At 37.6% G+C, this 19,055-nt stretch carries 12 protein-coding genes; 5 read left to right on the top strand and 7 right to left on the bottom strand.

Annotation, left to right across the window (positions count from 1 at the left end):
• Nucleotides 1-41: 41 nt before the first annotated feature.
• From IPI15_RS18050 to IPI15_RS18060, 3 genes are all read left to right on the top strand, one after another.
• A complete protein-coding gene (locus tag IPI15_RS18050; protein WP_287421655.1) occupies nt 42-1,913 on the top strand; it encodes a CocE/NonD family hydrolase in 1,872 nt (623 codons plus the stop codon).
• Between the two features lie 211 nt (nt 1,914-2,124).
• Nucleotides 2,125-2,964 carry a cupin-like domain-containing protein gene (locus IPI15_RS18055; protein WP_287421656.1) on the top strand — a complete coding sequence of 280 codons (840 nt, stop codon included), beginning with the start codon at nt 2,125-2,127 and terminating at the stop codon, nt 2,962-2,964.
• 340 nt (nt 2,965-3,304) lie between these two features.
• Nucleotides 3,305-3,784, top strand: a complete 480-nt coding sequence (locus IPI15_RS18060) for a nucleoside deaminase (RefSeq protein ID WP_287421657.1) — start codon at nt 3,305-3,307, stop codon at nt 3,782-3,784.
• Nucleotides 3,785-4,150: 366 nt separating this feature from the next.
• Here the strand turns inward: IPI15_RS18060 and galE are convergent, their stop codons facing one another.
• Nucleotides 4,151-5,170 (bottom strand): UDP-glucose 4-epimerase GalE, encoded by a 1,020-nt coding sequence (galE, locus tag IPI15_RS18065; RefSeq protein ID WP_287421658.1) that lies wholly within the window; start codon nt 5,168-5,170, stop codon nt 4,151-4,153.
• Nucleotides 5,171-5,195: 25 nt separating this feature from the next.
• A complete protein-coding gene (locus IPI15_RS18070) occupies nt 5,196-7,664 on the bottom strand; it encodes a M6 family metalloprotease domain-containing protein (protein ID WP_287421659.1) in 2,469 nt (822 codons plus the stop codon).
• Nucleotides 7,665-8,028: 364 nt separating this feature from the next.
• On the opposite strand from IPI15_RS18070, the gene IPI15_RS18075 reads away from it, so the two are divergent.
• Nucleotides 8,029-8,922 (top strand): aldo/keto reductase, encoded by an 894-nt coding sequence (locus IPI15_RS18075; RefSeq protein WP_287421660.1) that lies wholly within the window; start codon nt 8,029-8,031, stop codon nt 8,920-8,922.
• Between the two features lie 135 nt (nt 8,923-9,057).
• Here IPI15_RS18075 and IPI15_RS18080 read toward each other — a convergent pair whose 3' ends face one another.
• From IPI15_RS18080 to IPI15_RS18095, 4 genes are all read right to left on the bottom strand, one after another.
• Nucleotides 9,058-13,839: a M36 family metallopeptidase gene (locus IPI15_RS18080; RefSeq protein WP_287421661.1), complete on the bottom strand. Its 4,782-nt coding sequence runs from the start codon at nt 13,837-13,839 to the stop codon at nt 9,058-9,060.
• 860 nt (nt 13,840-14,699) lie between these two features.
• On the bottom strand, nt 14,700-15,287 hold the full coding sequence (locus IPI15_RS18085; protein ID WP_287405217.1) for a bifunctional nuclease family protein: 588 nt from the start codon (nt 15,285-15,287) through the stop codon (nt 14,700-14,702).
• Nucleotides 15,288-15,375: 88 nt separating this feature from the next.
• On the bottom strand, nt 15,376-16,338 hold the full coding sequence (locus IPI15_RS18090; protein ID WP_287421662.1) for an electron transfer flavoprotein subunit alpha/FixB family protein: 963 nt from the start codon (nt 16,336-16,338) through the stop codon (nt 15,376-15,378).
• Nucleotides 16,339-16,385: 47 nt separating this feature from the next.
• Nucleotides 16,386-17,126: an electron transfer flavoprotein subunit beta/FixA family protein gene (locus IPI15_RS18095; RefSeq protein ID WP_287405219.1), complete on the bottom strand. Its 741-nt coding sequence runs from the start codon at nt 17,124-17,126 to the stop codon at nt 16,386-16,388.
• A gap of 433 nt (nt 17,127-17,559) precedes the next feature.
• Here IPI15_RS18095 and IPI15_RS18100 point away from each other — a divergent pair, with 433 nt between their 5' ends.
• A complete protein-coding gene (locus IPI15_RS18100; protein WP_287405220.1) occupies nt 17,560-17,883 on the top strand; it encodes a hypothetical protein in 324 nt (107 codons plus the stop codon).
• A gap of 349 nt (nt 17,884-18,232) precedes the next feature.
• Here the strand turns inward: IPI15_RS18100 and dapF are convergent, their stop codons facing one another.
• On the bottom strand, nt 18,233-19,018 hold the full coding sequence (gene dapF / locus IPI15_RS18105; RefSeq protein ID WP_287405221.1) for a diaminopimelate epimerase: 786 nt from the start codon (nt 19,016-19,018) through the stop codon (nt 18,233-18,235).
• Nucleotides 19,019-19,055: the final 37 nt, after the last annotated feature.

Genomic DNA, 19,055 nt, shown 5'->3' on the forward strand with positions numbered 1-19,055 from the left:
TGAAGATTTACTTAATTTTATCTGTAATTAATATTCATTCTATGAGATTTGCTAGATTTTTTCTTCTTTTCCTTTGTTTAAATGTATTTCACTCACTATCAGCCCAGAACAGTCAGGACTCCCTGTATATGCGGATGCATTATACAAAGGAGGAGAAGATGATCAAAATGCGCGATGGTATAAGCCTTTTTACTTCCGTTTATATTCCCACGGATTTGTCAAAAAAGCATCCTATCATAATGGTAAGAACCCCGTATTCATGTAGACCTTATGGCGTGGAAAAATTTGCCGAACTATACAATACCTATCATAAATATTACCTAAGAGCAGGATATATTATAGTGTTTCAGGATGTAAGAGGAAGATTTATGAGTGAAGGCGTATTTGAAGATATCCGACCATTTATCACCAACAAAAAATCAAGCAAGGATATAGACGAGGCTTCAGATACTTATGATACCGTCGATTGGTTGGCCAATAATGTGAAAAACAATAATGGCAATGTTGGTATCATGGGTATTTCATATCCCGGTTTTTACGCTACGATGGCTGCACTGTCAGGGCATCCAGCGTTGAAAGCCGTAAGCCCGCAAGCACCTGTGACAGATTGGTTCAGAGGAGATGATTTTCATCATAATGGAGCATTTGCATTGATGGATGCTTTTAATTTTTACAGGAGCTTTGGATTGCCAAGACCAAATCCATTAAAGCAGTATGCATCAGTTAAATCAAAATTTTCAGAAGATTCATACGACTTTATGTTGAAGGCCGGAGCATTATCCGATATTAAAAAAAATTATTTTGGTGATAGTCTTCAGTTTATGAATGACATGTATGCACATCCTGATTTGGATAAATTTTGGGCTGACCGCAATCCACTGCCTCATTTAAATGACATTAAACCAGCCGTGATGGTCGTCGGTGGTCTCTTCGATGCAGAAGACTGTTATGGTGCATGGAATACCTTTAAAACCCTTGAATCACAAAGCAGCTCTTCAGATAATATGCTCGTCATGGGACCCTGGTATCATGGTAATTGGGGTGGAAGAGGAGATGGAGCTTCAATTGGAAATGTAAAATTTGGACAAAAAACTGCTGAATGGTATCAGAATGAAATGGAGATCCCGTTTTTTAAAAAATACCTGGAAGACAGCCCTAATAAAATGGTGGGTGGCAAGGTGAATGTCTTCATCACAGGTGAAAATAATTGGCATAAATTTGAAACATGGCCACCTAGTGGTTCACGTCCTTATAAGTTGTACTTGACATCAGAGAATGGCCTAAGTCAGAATGCTGCATCAGATAAAGCTACCGGATCAGATTCTTACATAAGTGATCCTGCCCATCCGGTTCCTTACAGAAGTGAGATTGGCTGGAACAGAACCAGAGAATATATGCTTGATGATCAAAGATTTACTTCCCAAAGGAGTGATGTTCTCACCTATCAATCCGATATACTTGAAGAAGATGTGACGGCAATAGGTCCTGTAATAGCAGACCTTTTTGTTAAATTATCTACTACAGATGCTGATTTTGTTGTAAAAATAATTGATGTCTTTCCTGATGACTTCAAAGAATACTCCTCTGATAAAGTGCCCATGGGTGGTTATCAGATGTTGGTTCGTGGCGAGATCATGCGTGGCAGATATAGGAATAGTTTTTCTGATCCGGAGGGCTTCAAACCCGGTAAGGATGATAGAGTAAAGTTCAATTTGCCGGACATTGCACACAATTTTAGAAAGGGACATCGCATCATGGTGCAGATACAGAGTTCGTGGTTTCCTCTTTTCGACAGGAATCCTCAACAATTTGTCAATATCTACACATGCAAACAATCTGACTTTGTAAAGTCTAAAGTTGAAGTATTTAGAGACAAGGTACATCCCTCCAGCATCGAATTTTTAGTTAAATAGAATATACAAGGAAATTATTTCTTAATTTTTTGCACAATTTCGGTCGATCTGTCGTTAATTAATTGAAAAAAATTAAGTAAAAATGAAACTTAGATTTCATATTTTAGTTAATAGGATATAGAAGATGATTAAATCTTAATAAGGCTGTATTGCATTGTTTTATAGCTTTAATATATCTATTAAAAATTTATCAAGTATATTTTCTAAGCTCATGATTCTCAAGTCAATAGAAAGAAGGTCAAATTTATCCAAAGAAGCATTTAAAAATGAATATTTGGATAAGAATCTGCCGGTTATACTTACCGACATGTCGAAGGATTGGGTAGGGTTGGATAAGTGGTCCTTTGATTTCTTTAAAGAAAAATACGGAGACCTTCAGGTACCCCTTGTGGATAAAAATTTTCATAATCCTGGTGCACATTATATGGAAAAGAAGAAGGTAGCTTTCAAGACATATATTGAGGCTATCGAAAAAGGTCCAACAGATTTGCGCCTATTCTTATTTAATATTTTTGCTGAAGCTCCGGAATTAAGAGAAGATTTTACCTGGCCTACTATTATGGATGGTTTTGTAAAAACGCTCCCTTTTATGTTTTTTGGAGGTAAAGACAGCATCACACCATTGCATTTTGATATTGATTGTCCTTCTAATTTTCTCACACAATTCCATACAAGAAAAAAGGTCTTGCTCTTTGATAAAGATCAGTCAAAATACCTTTATCATCAGCCATTTACAGTCCAAAGTCAAGTAGATTTGCATAATCCGGACTATGACAAATTTCCCGCATTGCGCAAGGCAGAAGGCATCGAAGCCATCCTCGAACATGGTGATACTATTTATATACCCCCTCATTGGTGGCATTATATTGAATACGTGGATAGTGGTTTCTCCTTGGCACTGAGAGCTCATAACAGTATTGCTAATAAATTTGTAGCTGTTAGAAACCTTGTTCAGCACTCTGTCATAGATAAAGGTATGAATAAAATCATGGGTGAGAAGTGGAAGAACTGGAAACTCGAAACAGCAAAGCATAGAGCTGAAACTTATTAAATCGACCAAACTCAATGAAGTTTCAACGCGATTATATTCGGTGAAACAGTTGGTATCATTGATCTGTGAGTTAGAAGTCAGAAACTGGAGTATAGCGGAAGTCCCGAGCTAGATTATCACGTTTGCAAGGAGTAGAAAATCTTATTCGGGATTAGAAGTTAGAATAAAACTTCGAATGTTGTGTTACGCTTATATTTGAGAGAACAGATTAATTAAAATATTAATTGTTTGGATAATAAATTAGATATCAAAATATTAAGATATATTATTATTCTATTATATATATATGTTAAGCAATATTTAACCTTACTCGAAAACTTGAGTTACTAATTGATAAAAAATGAATGAAGATCTGACTTTACGCGAACTTGGTGAAAGTGCCATCAACCTTGCTGTTCAAAATGTCCTGGATGGAGGTGGACCATTTGGAGCAATTGTAGTGAAAGATGGCAAAATAATCGCTTCCGGCGCCAATAGTGTCACCACCACGAATGATCCTACTGCTCATGCAGAAGTGATAGCCATCAGGAATGCGTGCAAGGCCTTGAACGATTTTCAACTGACAGATTGTATCCTTATTACTTCTTGTGAGCCATGTCCAATGTGTTTGGGGGCCTCATATTGGGCCAGAGTAAAAGCCGTTTATTATATAGCAAGCAAGGACGATGCTGCGAAGGCAGGATTTGATGATTCTTTCATTTATCGCGAATTGGATCTTCCACATAGTGATCGTAGTATTCCATTTATAAAAATGGACATGAGTAATTTTAATGCTCCTTTCGATACTTGGGAAAACCTTGAAGAAAAGCGGCTTTACTAATTTATGGCTGATGGCCATTGGCTATTGGCTGTTAGCTCTGCTGTGGAAACTAGAACATATAATATCCTAAAGGACAGTATTGTATATTGATATTAAACCGGAAGTCTGAATATTGAATTTCTCATACCTTCTCACCTTCTCACCTCTTCACTAAAGCTGCCGGCCATTGGCTATTGGCTGATAGCTCTGCTGTGGAAACGAGATAGCATTGCTTAAGGAAACTGACCATCATTTTCAATTTTCCATTCTCAATTTTCCATTCTTCCTTTCTCACCTAAAACTTGATATCTAAATTCTAAGTTACTGACCTGATTACTGACCACTGACCACTGACCACTGACCACTGACCACTGAATTACTCATTACTCATATCGAGCGCTTCTTCTCCCATTCCCACGCCGTTCTCACAATATCCTCTAGATTGTGCTTAATCTTCCAATTCAATAGATCCAAGGCTTTCCTATTATCCGCATATATTGCTATGACATCTCCTGCTCTTCTTGGTACAATTTTGAATTTTGGAAAAAGACCGTTTGATTTTTCGAATGCATGAATTACTTCGAGTACAGTGTTTCCATTTGCTGAACCCAAATTGAAAATTTCAAAATTGGAAACATCCATTTTATCTTTCATATAAGAAATAGCTATGGCATGAGCTGATCCGATATCTGATACATGAATATAATCTCTGATACAAGTGCCATCCCTGGTAGGATAATCATCTCCAAACACACTCATTTCCTGTCGTTTCCCTATGGCAGTTTCAGTGATCACAGGTACCAGATTTGAAGCATTTATGGTAGGGGATTCTCCTATAAAATTACTAATGTGCGCTCCTGCCGGATTAAAATACCTCAGAGCAATGACTTTAAATTCAGGATCTGCAAGACAACAATCCTGTAATATTTCTTCCCCAATAAGTTTTGTTCTGGCATAAGGGCTCTGAATCACACCCAATGGAGTTTGCTCATTGACAGGAAGTGTTTCCGCATCTCCATATACACTGCAAGAAGAGGAAAAAATCAAATTATTGCAGTGATAATCTTTCATAGTCTCGATTAAGACAAGGAGACTTGCAAGATTATTTTGATAATATTTTAGAGGGAAAATAACTGATTCATTTACAGCCTTAAATGCGGCAAAGTGTATCACCGCTTCAATCGGACCTTCTTCCTTAAAAAAAGTCTGCAATGCAACTGAATCGCCAACACTGATTTTTGTATTCTTTACTTTAACACCTGTTATGCTTTCGATTCCCTCGATGGCGGAACCATCAGAATTGCTCAGATCATCTATACATACCACCTCATATCCAAGTTGAATAAGTTCTACTATAGTATGACTTCCTATATAACCGCATCCGCCCGTTACCAGGATCTTGCCCATTATTCCAAATTTAATTAATGTTTGATTACTGAATGATCAATTTTTTTGTCGTAAAGTTTTGCCCTGACACGATCTGAACATTATAAACCCCACTTACCAAATTATTTAGAGGTAGGGTTAATACGTCATCATTTTTCAAGTCGTATTCCTTTATTTTATTGCCCATCATATCCATTACAGTAATGCTGTAATTTGCTATTTTACCGAAGGTAATATGGATCTTATCGTGTGTTGGATTTGGATAAATATTTGCAATTAAGCCATCTTTGGCCTTATTGTTTTTCAATGGAAACTCACAATTTATAAAGGCCTTCCACCCTGGAGATACATTGAATAGACCTGAATGAAACTGAAAAGTTAATGCACCGCTGGGATCAGTTGAAACTATTTTTGGAGGCAATGTCTCTCCACAATACTTCTTAGGAACCGTACCCGAAATATCCGGACCATTGAAGACCCTCAAATAATCATTATTACACCCAGAGCCGAATTCTACATTGAATTCAAAAAATTCCACGCTGACCTTTCCATTTGGATCAGCAGGGTAGAAAGTTTGAACATAATCAATGTTATTATCATAAGCATCCAATCCTCCAGGATCCAAGTACAAGGCACTGCAGGAAGATACCTGAATGCTATCCATGAGATATACGAATCCAGTGGATATTTCCTTTTCCACAAAAGCTATTCTATCGTCTTCTTCGGCCTCAAACCTAAATTTTAGTACAGTATAATCTGGAGTCCCGGGTTCTAAAGAAATCTGAAAACTCACAGAGATTGTTGCGTTTGGCTCAATATCACCAGGTTGAATTACCGGATTGATGACTGTTACATAAGAAGCATTCGGACCTACAGCCTTGCAACGCACTACTGAAGTTGTTGAAAGCCCAAGATCAAGGTTGGTAAGGTTTACATTAAGGTCGAATGTCTCACCACCTATTATTTGGCCATCACCATTGCTATCATTTGTATGACTTAAATATTCCACAGATATAGCAGGTCCTCTGCCGATACTATACTGCATTTCTGCATTTTTCTCACCAAAATTCCATAACCTAAGACCACTCGGATTCCCATCATACCAGTCAGAATTTGGAGTAGAATCGAAATTGAACTCCTCATTTCTGCCTTTTCTGAAACAAGCACCACTATGTTCGTTGATGTTATTATTGTTGTGCACCAGATATGTTTCGTGATGTTCTGTTTGATTATCTCCATCTCTGTCTATATGCCAGATAGTCAATCCTTCATCAGGAATACCGGCACTTCTACCTTGTTTTAATCTATTTTGAAAAATATAAAATTCTCTTTCATTAGCCTTATTTCTATAAATATAACTTGAATAAATATTGGCAGTATCTCTTAATCTTGTATTCAGGTCATTCACTTCAAGAGCATGGCCCCATCCCACTCTGTTAATAAAGTAAGGATTAGGCAAAACGGGATTATGTTCAGGGCCCGTTGCACACATGACATCAAAAGCTCCTATGCCATCTGGTCCTGTAGTATTGTCATACTTATAAGTATCGGGCCACTGACCAATCATATGTCCGTTTTCGTGCACCACGGTTCCAATAGACAGAGGGGCGGCGGCAGGTGAAGTATTATATCGTCCTGTTCTGACACCATCTGCCTGGAATGCACCATAATATCCCTGATGATACCACATACCTTGAGCCCATTCAGGAGGATTGCCTGTATACATCATATTGATAGCCATGATGGTGCCATTTTCATCTGTTGATAGATTTGAAAAGTCAAAACCTTGTTCATCTATCCATTTCAGTGTTAGCCCCAATATTTCCTGTGCTCCTTGCGCATAGGGCATGTCATCATATTCCTGGAAAGTCTTTGGTGCTCTGAAGATCCCATAAACCACATTTTCATAATCCAAAAGGCCACCTGACACATCCAGATAGTACTGTCTTAATGAACCGTTATTGGAGTACTTAGTATAATTTAATCCATTACATAGATTTTCATATTCTTCGATACCTAATGGATTCACTTCATCAGAAAAATCAATGACGATGCAAAGACCCTTCAAATTTCCTTCTAAAACCTTATCTGCTCTATTTTGATTTCCGTATCCTTTTTGCACAGCCGCCATAGAAGGCTGGTTAAACATCTTATGTGCGTTGTCGTCCATGATCTTATTGTAAGATTCTGGGGATATATCCAGATGCTGAGGAAGGCCAATATCGGATCTTAGGCTGAAGATATTATTCTGTTGTCCCAAGTATTTAATATCGGTTGCTACCAATTCTGTTCTATCGGATGAAACGTTGGCATAGTAAATCCAATTAGTCGCTTTATCTCTAATCAACGTAAAACCATCAAGTCCTTCAGCTCTGATATAAAACTCTGAGCCATACAGTTTGACGTCGACTACGGTGCCATCCGGCTGCTTAAATTGGTGGATCTCACCGTGATAATTGGATGCGGACAATGTTAAGATGAAGAGTGCAAAAAATAAGGTAGACAAAAACTTCATTGAAAATTTGATTATGTGTTAAAAGAAATGAACGGTAGAAAAAACCATAAGTTTAAACTCCTACGTTATAAAAAAAGGAAAAGGATAATGAAGAAAGGATAAAAGTACGAAAATAATGGAAAGTGAAGTATTGTATATAATTTGATTCAGGTATTCTTTTTTATCGCAAAAACGGTATTATCATAGTAATTTTCTTTTAGCCCTTTAGGCGATAAAATATAACCTTCGTTATATGCTTCCTCTTTTTGGATATCTCGTGACATTTCATTTTTTTCAAATAATTCAAAACATTTCTCAAGTTTTTCCCTTTAGAAAGTAGTGATTCTTATATTCACCATTCACCATTAAATCATTTATAATTACCATGATCTACAGAACTTTAGGCAAAACAAATAAACAAGTCTCCGTCATAGGCCTCGGCACATGGCAGTTTGGTGGAGAGTGGGGTATTGATTATACTCAGTCAATGGTAGATGACATTATGGAGGAATCCAAGCGATGTGGTATTACGCTTGTTGATACTGCAGAGTGTTATGGCGACCACCTGTCTGAAAAGTTTATTGGGGATTATTTTTCAAGAAATGATCGTGAAAGTTGGTTCGTGGCAACAAAATTTGGACACAAGTTTCACGATTTCTTGAGCAGAACGGATGTGTTCCAGGCTGATAAAGTTGTCGAACAATTGGACTTAAGTCTAAGGGCATTAAAGACCGATTACATCGATCTTTATCAATTCCATTCCGGACCTGATGGCGCTTTTCGTAATGATAAATTATGGACGTTATTAGACAAACAAATTAGTGCCGGCAAGATTAGACATCTTGGTTGTTCATTAAATAAAACGACACAGATCCAAGCAGAAGAAGCCTCACAATATGGGATCGAAGTCATTCAAATATTATATAACAGATTAGATCGAAGCGCAGAGCAAAGACATCTGCGCGCAGCTATTAAAGATAACTTAGGTGTTTTGGCCAGAGTGCCTTTGGCCAGTGGATTGCTTTCAGGAAAGTATAATTTGAAAAGTACCTTTCCGGATAATGATGTGCGCTCCAAACAAAGTGCCAACCAGCTGAAAGAGCAACTGGTGGAAGTTGAAAAAATCAGGAATGAAGAAGTACCATCAGGTGTTCCCATGTCTCAATGGGCCATGGCATGGTGTCTCGATCAGCCGGGTGTTACTGCTGTCATACCAGGATGTAAAAATCCAGAGCAAGTAAGAATGAACGCTGAAGCTGCTGATCTTTTGAAGGAATGATTTCATTTTTAATTCCAAAAAATTTATTTTCAGGTCTTGTAAATAATTAAAAAACCCCCTTAATGATGATTTCTTTAAGGGGGTTTTTATTTCAGACTTAATTAAAAATGACCAATTAAATTTTTTCGTTTGGAATTACTTTATCTTGACAAACCGATTTTTGAACAATTGATCATTCTCAGATGATTTGTAAATGATATAATAAATACCGGAATTAAGCTCAGCAGTATTTATCGAATTTGTAAAAGTTGTCTGATTGTTTATTATTACTTGTCCAAGCATATTATAAATAGTAAACTCAATAGAAGCAGCATCCATATCAAAATGTAAAAGATCCTCAGTAGGATTTGGATAGATATTCCCTGTTATAATATCACTGGTAGTGGTTTCGGTGGCAAAAATAGTCTTAAGATTTGGATCAGAATCTCCACCTGCCATTATAAATTGACCATTCTTATTGGTATGAAGAACTTTCAGATTTACTTTTGCAGTAGATAGGCAGCCTTCTTCATTTTCTATCACTACTGTATAAACACCAGCCCTAAATCGTGTTATCTTAAGAATGAAAGGATTCTGAATATCAGAACTGAAGTTGAGCGGACCAGTCCAACTATGTGATACTCCATTACTGGAAGTAAATTGTACAGTATTATATTCTTTCACCGGATTAGGTGAAGCACTAGCCTGAGCTTTTGAAGTAACAGGAGTTACTGCCACGTCAAAAGAATTGATTGCGTCTTCGCATCCGCCAGTATTGTGGATCACCACTGCATATTCACCCGCGGCAGCCAATGATGTATTGTGGATCACAGGATTTTGTTCATAAGAATGAAATCCATTTGGACCCGTCCATATATAAGAATCACCGCCTGTGGCATGCAGTTCCAAGGTCGAACCTTCGCACACAGGATTTGGAGTAGCGAATGCATTGCTTTCAATTCTATAACTCACCACAATACTTAATCCAACAGCATTGACACATCCTGTATTTCCTGTAGATTTTACCGTATAAATACCTGACATGTAGCCCGGTATGTTTTCTATCACAGGGTTTTGATAATTAGATATATAACCATATGGTCCATTCCATTGGTAATTAACGCCATTTCCAGAGGAAAATAATGAAACAGTACTTCCTTCACATACTTCATAATCACTGGCCAACGCCGAAACTATTGGAAGTTCCTGAATAACTATATTCGTAGAAGATGCTGAAGAACAACCATTAGGCGCTGTAATTACAAAATTATAATTGCCACTATTGACTGCTGATGCATTGGCAATAGTTGGATTTTGAGCAGTAGATGTAAAGCCATTCGGGCCTGTCCAAACATACGAACCACCATCATTCGCAAACAGTTGAAGCTCAGAGCCCATGCATGCTGTAGTTTGATCGAATCCTATTTTGGCAATTGGGGAAAGTTTTATCTCCACGTCCACACTGAAAGACTTTACACATCCTTGTGAAGAAGTTACAACTACCGTATAAGTGCCATCATTGACCAGTTGTGCGTCTGGAATTGATGGATTTTTTAATGTAGATGTAAATCCGTTTGGTCCCGTCCATGCATAAAATGTTCCTGATGGTGCGTCCAGATTCAACGTATTTCCGGTACATAAAGGATTGGGATTAGCAGAGATCGCTCCTAAAGGACCTTGATTAACCACTACATTTATACTCAAATTAGAATTACATCCTTGTATAGTAGTCATAGCAACTGTATACAAACCACCATCTGCTACAGAAGTAATGTTTCTGGAAGGGTTCTGAAGTGAAGACGTAAATCCATTTGGACCTGTCCATGAATAACTTGTACCGCCGGTAGCTGACAAATACATTGTTTCACCTGTACATACCGGATTAGGGTTAGCAGAAATACTGGTTGGTGGAGCAGGATTTACTGTAACTGTCGCAAGTAATGTGGTTCCGGTACAGCCATTAGCTACAGGTGTGATGGTGAATGTTACAGTGATTGGTGCATTAGTAGTATTTATCAAAGTTCCGGATATGTTACCGCTACCTGAAGCAGCAATTCCAGTTACATTAGCTGTATTATTTCTGGTCCAATTGAAAATTGTTCCTGTGACTGCGCCTGTAATTATTATAGGTGTGATGGTACTTTGCGAACAAACATTTTGTGTTAATGGTGTAGCCAAAATTGTCGGTGTTGGATTGACCAAAACAGTAGTTGTTATATCCGGGCCGGCACATCCATTTAAGGTAGAATGAGCAGTGAAGGTAACAGTCACGGGGCTGGTCGTGGTGTTGGTAAGTGTCCCGGTTATATTTCCGGCGCCTGAAGCAGCTATTCCTGTGACAGTTCCGGTGTTATTTCTCGTCCAGGAAACAGCTGAACCAGCAGCTAATCCAGTTAATTGGATAGTTGTAATTGAATTCCCCGAACAAATTGTTTGAGAAACTGGGGTTGAAGTTATATTCAATGTTGGATTGACAACAACTGTAACCAAAATATTAGTGCCGGGACATTCAGCATTCACAGGCACTATTGTAAATGTTACTGTAATCGGAGCATTTGTTGAATTTATAAGGTTGCCCGAAATATTTCCACTACCGGAAGCCGGGATCCCCGTGACATTGGCTGTATTGTCTCTGGTCCAGTTATAAATACTTCCCGGAGCTCCACCTGATGGTACAATCGTTGTTATAGCTGCTCCTTGGCAAACATTCTGTGATGCCGGGGTGGCAATATAAGTAGGTGAAGGATTGACAGTAATTGTGGCAGTATATGCTAAACCATTGCACCCGTTTTTAGATGGAATGATGGTGAAAGTCACAGTGATTGGAGCATTTGTGAGATTAGTCAAGGTACCGGAAATGTTTCCTGTTCCGGATGCAGGGATACCTGTGACGTTAACAGTATTGTCTCTGGTCCATGAAAATGTCGAACCTAGAACATCTGCCGTAAGTGTTATTGCGGCAATTGGACTTCCTGAACAAGTACTTTGAACTGCAGGAGCGGCCATTCCAACCGGTACAGGAGGTACATCATAAGCTTCTACACCATCACTTCGACTACTAGTACTACCCTGACTTGCAGAAACACCTAATCCTCTTCTTGCAAAAACTTCCCAAATAAGGCAAGTATTTGCAGAATTGTATAGCAACGCATCTGCTGCTAAAATTCCATCTCTACCACTTACAAAACCCGGAGAACAAGTTGTTTGTTTTAGGCCTTCCATGACGAGATTTAAAGCTATATCCAGACCCTGGCTTTCTCCATTTTTATCTATTAACTTTACAGTAAGATCCCAAAGCATTGACGCCCATACATATCCAATTCCATGTGGAATAGCGGCAGTTTTAATGGTGTTGTATTTAGAGGGATTAATTATCAAATCGTAAGAATACTTGGTTGGTCTGATACCATTGCCACTTGTCGATTGATTCAATACATAAGTACCAATACCTCTGGAACTGGTAAGGTTCGTTCCTGCCTGCCATGTACTCGCAAAGGCAAAAAAGTCACTCCATCCCTCTCCCATTTGTTCGGTATTATCTAAACATGACACAGATGTGCCTACAAGCCTGTTTGATATTCCATGTGCATATTCATGTGCTATTACTCCATTGTCGAAATCCCCGTCCCTTCCTGGACTTGAATAGTTCCATAGGTACATCTGCATTCTTGGATTATTTCCATCATTTGGCGTGCCAAAATTTGCATTGTTGGTTCCACCACCATCCTGAGCTTCGGCATATACATAGTCACTTCCAAGTCCTCCATTTCCATAGTTGTTTTCCTGAAAGTTGCCATTTGATTCATCGAAACCATATACGTGGGCAAAATCGTGTATATAATTATTGAAATAAAATAAGTTAGTTACAGCAGCAGGTCTATATGTGCTGGGTTGCAAAGTCAAATCAATAGGAAAATCAAAATCTAATCCTGCTCCTCCGCTTGGTGATGAACCGGCATCTGGATTATCATCATCATTTAGATCTGTGTATGCATGGGCGTTATTGCCTTGTGTAGTAGTAAATTCAGCACCCGTGGCACCATTGGTATCATGCCAGCCAAATGGTGATGCCGACGCCACAGCAGGGTCCGCCAATAATGTTCTTGCACCAAATGAAGGTGCTTCGATAGGAGCAGCATATACTCTATAAGAAGATCCATCTCCAACAGCTGTAATAGATGGTGACGACATGGATATCGGTGTGACATAATTAATAGAATTATTCTTTTTTAAGTCGTGTACTTCACAAGTACTATGAGTTCCTTCATGACTACCGAAGTTACATTCCTTTGTCCAATTTTCTTTAAGTACGGTATTGCCATTATTGGCATCTATATATATATTGTACCAATCGCTTCCATTAACAGCAGAGATGTTGAGTTCCCATGTCAGTACTACAACACCCTCTAAATTGACATACATTAGTTTTACAGGAATGTCTACTCGGGAAAGATCCGGAACACTAAATATTTTAGCGTTGCCATATAATCTGTAATTATTTTTCAGTTTACTGTCCTTCTTCTCAATAATTTCAGATTTAAAACTGTATCCTAATTGGCTTGCTGCTGCTTGAATAGCCTGCTTTTCATTGAGTGAGGCAGCCATGGGAGCATTATCTTTATTTGAAATAGGTTCTATACTATTGCCCCAATTGAAGACAGAGTTGTCAGATTTTAAATGGACATTGACCGTAGCATTCCGTACCTCCATCCCATTAATTAGCTGGTTGAAATAGATGTTGGTAGAATTAGTTTTCTTTGAAATAGTATATTTTAAAACTTTAAGGTCTAAAAGATCTTTTTCGCTAAATCCTAATTCGTTGATTTTTGTTTTTAGAAATTCTTTTGCAATATTCACTTTTTGAGTTTCGCCTGGATCTGACTGGGCGAATAAGTGAAAGCAGAGAAAAAGAAACGAAATGCTTAATAATTTTTTCATTTTAATAGTATTGGTAGTTGATAAAAAAAATTAATAGTTAGTTTATTAAATCAGTCAAAGTGTACAGATTTATTAAAAATTAATATATTAAAATTAATATATATTTATATACAACTATTAATCACTGATTAAATATATTTTTGAAAAAAACAGCTGTATACTTTTAGTTTTAGTGTTTAATGTTGATTTAAAAGTACAATAAAATTTTCAATATTAACACTTTGTTAGTATATGTTAATATTATAAAAAACAACATGAATATTGCTGTTTTTATTTTTGTAGAAGAAAAAAGTTTAATAGCAAATACACTTACTAAATTAGCCTAGTGACTGTAAATTCGGAAATGGGCGCAGAATTGCCGGCTATCTTGATGATAACAATTCGAATAATATATTACTTAGTGGGGTTTTAAGAAAAAAACTATAAAAAAATTTTAAAAATTTTTTTGGTTGTTTTTTTTTCGTGCGGCGGGCGCCCCCCCCCCCACTCCCCTTTTTTCCTTTTTATACCAAAAAAAAAAAAAAAAAAAAAAAAAACCCAACAAATCCCACCACAAACCCCACAACACCAACCACCCCCCTTTTTTTTCCCTCCTAAACTTGAGTATATTACTTTATACCAGTGGCATTAAATAATAAATTTCGAATAGATATTGTTTTTATATCGCCGCGAGCGATAAGTAGTACGAAACGCAAATATAGATGAGACTAAAATTATACCATAAGATAACGAGCTGAAAGTCGCTTGGTCAAATTTGTTTAAACTATTCTGATTTACAAGTGGTATTTATCTTCATGGGTGTATTGTGACCAAAACTTCAAAAGTAAGCAATTGATATAAATTAAATATTATAGCTATGTTCAGCTAGTCCCTTTGCGTTTTTTGATCTCATCGCGGATCTTGGCTGCTTTTTCATAATTTTCTTCACCAAGTGCTTCTTCAAGAAGTTCTGTCAAAGTCTCAGATGATTTCGTGGAGTAACTATTGCTTTCATCATATGCTTCCTCTTCTTCATCACCATCAGGGGCAATTTCCAGCACAACACCGGCTGTCTCAAGAATAGTATCAAATGTGTATATCGGACATTCGAATCGAACTGCCATAGCAAGTGCATCTGATGTTCTGCTGTCTATCTCGTAAACTTCTCCATTTCTTTCACACACTAATTGGGCATAGAAAATACCCTCTACTAAATCACTTATAATAATCTCTACGATCTGAATACCAAAAGTATCAAAAGCATTTTTAAACAAATCATGGGTAAGTGGTCTGTTTGGCACCATTCTTTCCATAGATACTGCGATAGCCTGGGCTTCGTAACCTCCTATGACGATGGGTAGTCTCCGCCCACCTTTTTTCTCTCCTAATACAACTGCGTAGTTGTTGGACTGTGTCACGCTATGAGATAGTGCAACAATTTCTAATAGTATTTTTTTTCCTGAGGCCACCGAGGCTTTATTTTAATCAAATGTACATAGAAAAATGAGTTTTAAATCATGAAATTAATTTAAAACCAAATTTACGAGAAAGTCTAGTTTAGTGACTTGCTTTGAATTTCTTTACTGATTCTATCAATCTTGGTACGACATCAAATACATCACCGACGATACCATAATCCGCTGCTTTAAAGAAAGGAGCCTCCGGATCTTTATTTATTACTACGATCACTTTGGAATTGTTCACCCCTGCCAGGTGCTGTATTGCTCCTGATATTCCCAGTGCTATATATAATGTAGGTCTGATAGCTACACCTGTCTGTCCTACATGCTCATGGTGAGGTCTCCATCCTGAATCAGCTACTGGTCTTGAACAGGCAGTAGTAGCGCCTAGTTCTGAGGCGAGTTCTTCTACTATTCCCCAATTTGAAGGGTCTTTAAGACCACGTCCAGCAGATACAACCAAAGAAGCTTCAGGTAATGGCACTATTCCGCTAACTGTTTTTCTAGAGATAACTTTGATGGCTGGAGTACCTATATTTACTGATAAGGATTTAACATCTACTGCACTTCCGGTTTTCTCAGGCTTGATGGCATTTCCCATCAGTGATATGATCTTTTTATCCGAACTTATATTGTAAAGGGCTTTTGCTTTTCCTGAATAAACGCTTTTAGGAACCTGAAACCCAGCATTATTTTGAGGTAATCCACTTGCTCCTGATACACAACCAGCATCCAGTTTCACTGACAGCCTTCCTGTAAGTGACTTACCCATAGCGGTATTTGCCAAAATTAGGATAGTACCACCCAATTGATTAAATACATCTGCAATGGCTCTTGTAAATAGTTGTGAATCAAAATTATTAAAAACCTCATCTGAAATATTGTAAACCTCCTCAGCTCCGTATGCGCCAAGTTCGTTAGCGTTTTCGGCAAGTCCTAAAGTAAAGGCTTTGCAGGAAGTGCCCATCAACTCGGCTGTTTTCTTGCCGTAAGTTACAGCTTCAAATGCATTTTTTTTGACTTTTCCATCTGTAGACTCTGCAAATATTATAACTGACATAAGATATCTTTTTTTGAATTATTGGGAAATGATTTAACTAAATAAGATCAGATCACTTTTGCCTCTTCGTGCAAAAGTCTAATCAACTCATCTGTGTCTTCAGGAGCGATCATATGGACTGATTGTTTAGCCGGAGGCAGTTCATGAGTCACCAGCGTAACATGATCAACTACAGTCACAGGATCAACTACTACAAGTGGTTTACTTTTAGCTGTCATAATACCTTTCATATTAGGGATACGCTGTTCAGCCATACCTTTTGCGCAGGAAATTACCAAAGGCAATTGAGCCTCCATCGTTTCTGTTCCACCTTCGATCTCTCTGTTGATAGTTGCAGAAGTTCCGGTTATGTCCAGTTTATTTGCATATGAAATAAAGGGCAGGTCTAATAATTCTGCCAGTGTAGCTCCTACTTCAGAGTCATTATAATCAATAGTCTCTTTTCCCAAAAGGATTAAATCGTATTGTTGTGTTTTTATATAGGCTGCCAGTTGATGCGCCACATCCCAGGCTCCCTCGGGATCTTTATTGATGCGCACAGCGTCAGAGGCTCCGATAGCCAGTCCTTTTCTGATAATCGTATCATTGTCCGCCAAACCTACATTTATAACCGTAACAGTTCCGCCACTGGTTTCAGTAAGTTCAAGTCCTCTGACCAATGCATACCATTCATCGTAAGGATTCATTATAAATTGTATGCCATCCGCCTGAAAGTCACGACCATCATTTTTAAAAGCTATTTTAGCTGTCGTATCAGGAGTTTTGCTGATGCAAACCAATATTTTCATAGATTAAAAATTAAATATCATTTATTCAACAAAAGAGCGAAGATTTGCTCAACGAAATAGTATTTTAAAATGATCAGGATTGTCGTCCATAATCGGAATAATATTTCGTTTTAAAAGCTGCAAAGATAAGGAAAAATATTCTGAAAAAATAATTGTAAAGTCCTATAATGTAGCTTTTAAATCAAGCACTAAAAAAGCAAAAAAGTTTTAACTTTTTTCAGGAGTCTAATGCATTGCAGGTTAAGGATTTGAAGCATTCTACATTATCCAGGTGAAAATTAGGCATGTAAATTTTCTTTTACCAAATAATGAATGATTATATTTACATAACAGATGATAGTCATCAATGTATTCTAATATACAACCATAGCAACGCTTTTGGCGAAAGAATACACTTGTAATTTGTAATTTAGTCCTATAAAAAAGTGGAGAAATGATGACGCAACGATTGACAGAACTAATGGATCTTCTGGAGCAGGATCCGCATGACAGTTTTATTTTATTTGCTGTGGCTAAAGAATATGAAACTAACGATATGCCGGATCAGGCAGAGCATTATTATTTGGAATTAAAAAAAGCAAATCCATCCTACGTAGGTCTCTATTATCATCTCGCAAAGCTTTATGAAGAAATAGGACATGCAGAAGATGCCCTTCAAATATATGAGGAAGGAGTGTTTATGGCTACCAAAATGAGCGATCAGCATGCGCTGGCTGAATTAAAAAATGCTAAAATGAATCTGGAGTTGATGCTGTAGTTAGTATGTCAGTATTAAAGTATGTCAGTATTAGAGTATGTCAGTATTAGAGTATGTCAGTATTAGTATTATTGTTAATCAGTAATCATGATACAGTAATCAGCTTTTGGCTATTTGTCTGATCCTCGCTTGCTTGCCAACAAAGGCAGGAATTTAATTGATTTATTAGATTACACTGAATTTTTCCTGACGAATTGATGGTTGGTGAAAGAAAGGTATCCTATTTTCTGCAACGAAGCCATCAGCTATTGGCTATTGGCCATTGGGTATCAGCCTATAGCTTTAGGCCACCCTTAACATGAAAAACTACTCACTCTCCTTCGCCCCTTTATAAATTTTCCATTTCATCTCACAGCTCAATACATCCCTCAAATACAAATACAGCCGGACCTGTCAACCAAATATTTGACATTTTTCCGGATTTATCCATGATTGCCATTACATTTAGTATTCCTCCTTTTGTTCTGACCTCCACTTTTTCGCTGAAACACCCTTTTTTCATGGCAACTAATGCTGAAGCGGTCACGCCGGTGCCACAGGATAAAGTTTCATCCTCTACTCCTCGTTCATATGTAGCAACTAACATATGATCTGAAAATAGTTGGACGAAATTGACGTTGATTCCGTCCTTAATATAGGGCTCACTATTTCTGATGGCTCTTCCCTCATTGACCACACTCACTTCTGAAAGATCGGCAACTATCTTAACAATGTGCGGAGAACCAGTATTGAGTTCAAAAAAATTATGTTCTATTTCCTTGATCTGATCTACATCTTTCATTTGGAGCGAGATCATGCCATCGCTATTCAGGAAAGCTGAATGGGGCCCATCACTAGCTTTGAAATCAGCTTTTTCTCCTATAATTTGGATGTCTTGTGCAAACCTGAAAGAACATCTGCCGCCATTACCACACATAGACCCGGGAAATCCATCTGCGTTATAATACAGCATCTCGAAATCATACTTAGGTGTTGGTTTAATGACAATCAATCCATCCGCACCAATACCAAAGCGCCGATCACATAGTATTTCAATCTGATGTTGGGTCAATGATTTATATTCATCATACTCAAAGCCATTGATCATAATGAAATCATTCCCTGCACCCTGATATTTACTAAAATTAATTTCCACTATTTAATCTTAATTTTTTGTTATTGAGTTATGTCAC

Origin of the sequence: Candidatus Brachybacter algidus (genome assembly GCF_016707225.1) — a bacterium.
Classification (GTDB): Bacteria; Bacteroidota; Bacteroidia; order Chitinophagales; family Saprospiraceae; genus Parvibacillus; species Parvibacillus algidus.

What these genes read in the sequence shown, in the direction of transcription:
- IPI15_RS18050 (WP_287421655.1), top strand. Translation starts at nt 42, where the DNA reads ATGAGATTTGCTAGATTTTTTCTTCTTTTCCTTTGTTTAAATGTATTT.
- IPI15_RS18055 (WP_287421656.1), top strand. Translation starts at nt 2,125, where the DNA reads ATGATTCTCAAGTCAATAGAAAGAAGGTCAAATTTATCCAAAGAAGCA.
- IPI15_RS18060 (WP_287421657.1), top strand. Translation starts at nt 3,305, where the DNA reads ATGAATGAAGATCTGACTTTACGCGAACTTGGTGAAAGTGCCATCAAC.
- galE (WP_287421658.1), bottom strand. Translation starts at nt 5,170, where the DNA reads ATGGGCAAGATCCTGGTAACGGGCGGATGCGGTTATATAGGAAGTCAT.
- IPI15_RS18070 (WP_287421659.1), bottom strand. Translation starts at nt 7,664, where the DNA reads ATGAAGTTTTTGTCTACCTTATTTTTTGCACTCTTCATCTTAACATTG.
- IPI15_RS18075 (WP_287421660.1), top strand. Translation starts at nt 8,029, where the DNA reads ATGATCTACAGAACTTTAGGCAAAACAAATAAACAAGTCTCCGTCATA.
- IPI15_RS18080 (WP_287421661.1), bottom strand. Translation starts at nt 13,839, where the DNA reads ATGAAAAAATTATTAAGCATTTCGTTTCTTTTTCTCTGCTTTCACTTA.
- IPI15_RS18090 (WP_287421662.1), bottom strand. Translation starts at nt 16,338, where the DNA reads ATGTCAGTTATAATATTTGCAGAGTCTACAGATGGAAAAGTCAAAAAA.
- IPI15_RS18095 (WP_287405219.1), bottom strand. Translation starts at nt 17,126, where the DNA reads ATGAAAATATTGGTTTGCATCAGCAAAACTCCTGATACGACAGCTAAA.
- IPI15_RS18100 (WP_287405220.1), top strand. Translation starts at nt 17,560, where the DNA reads ATGATGACGCAACGATTGACAGAACTAATGGATCTTCTGGAGCAGGAT.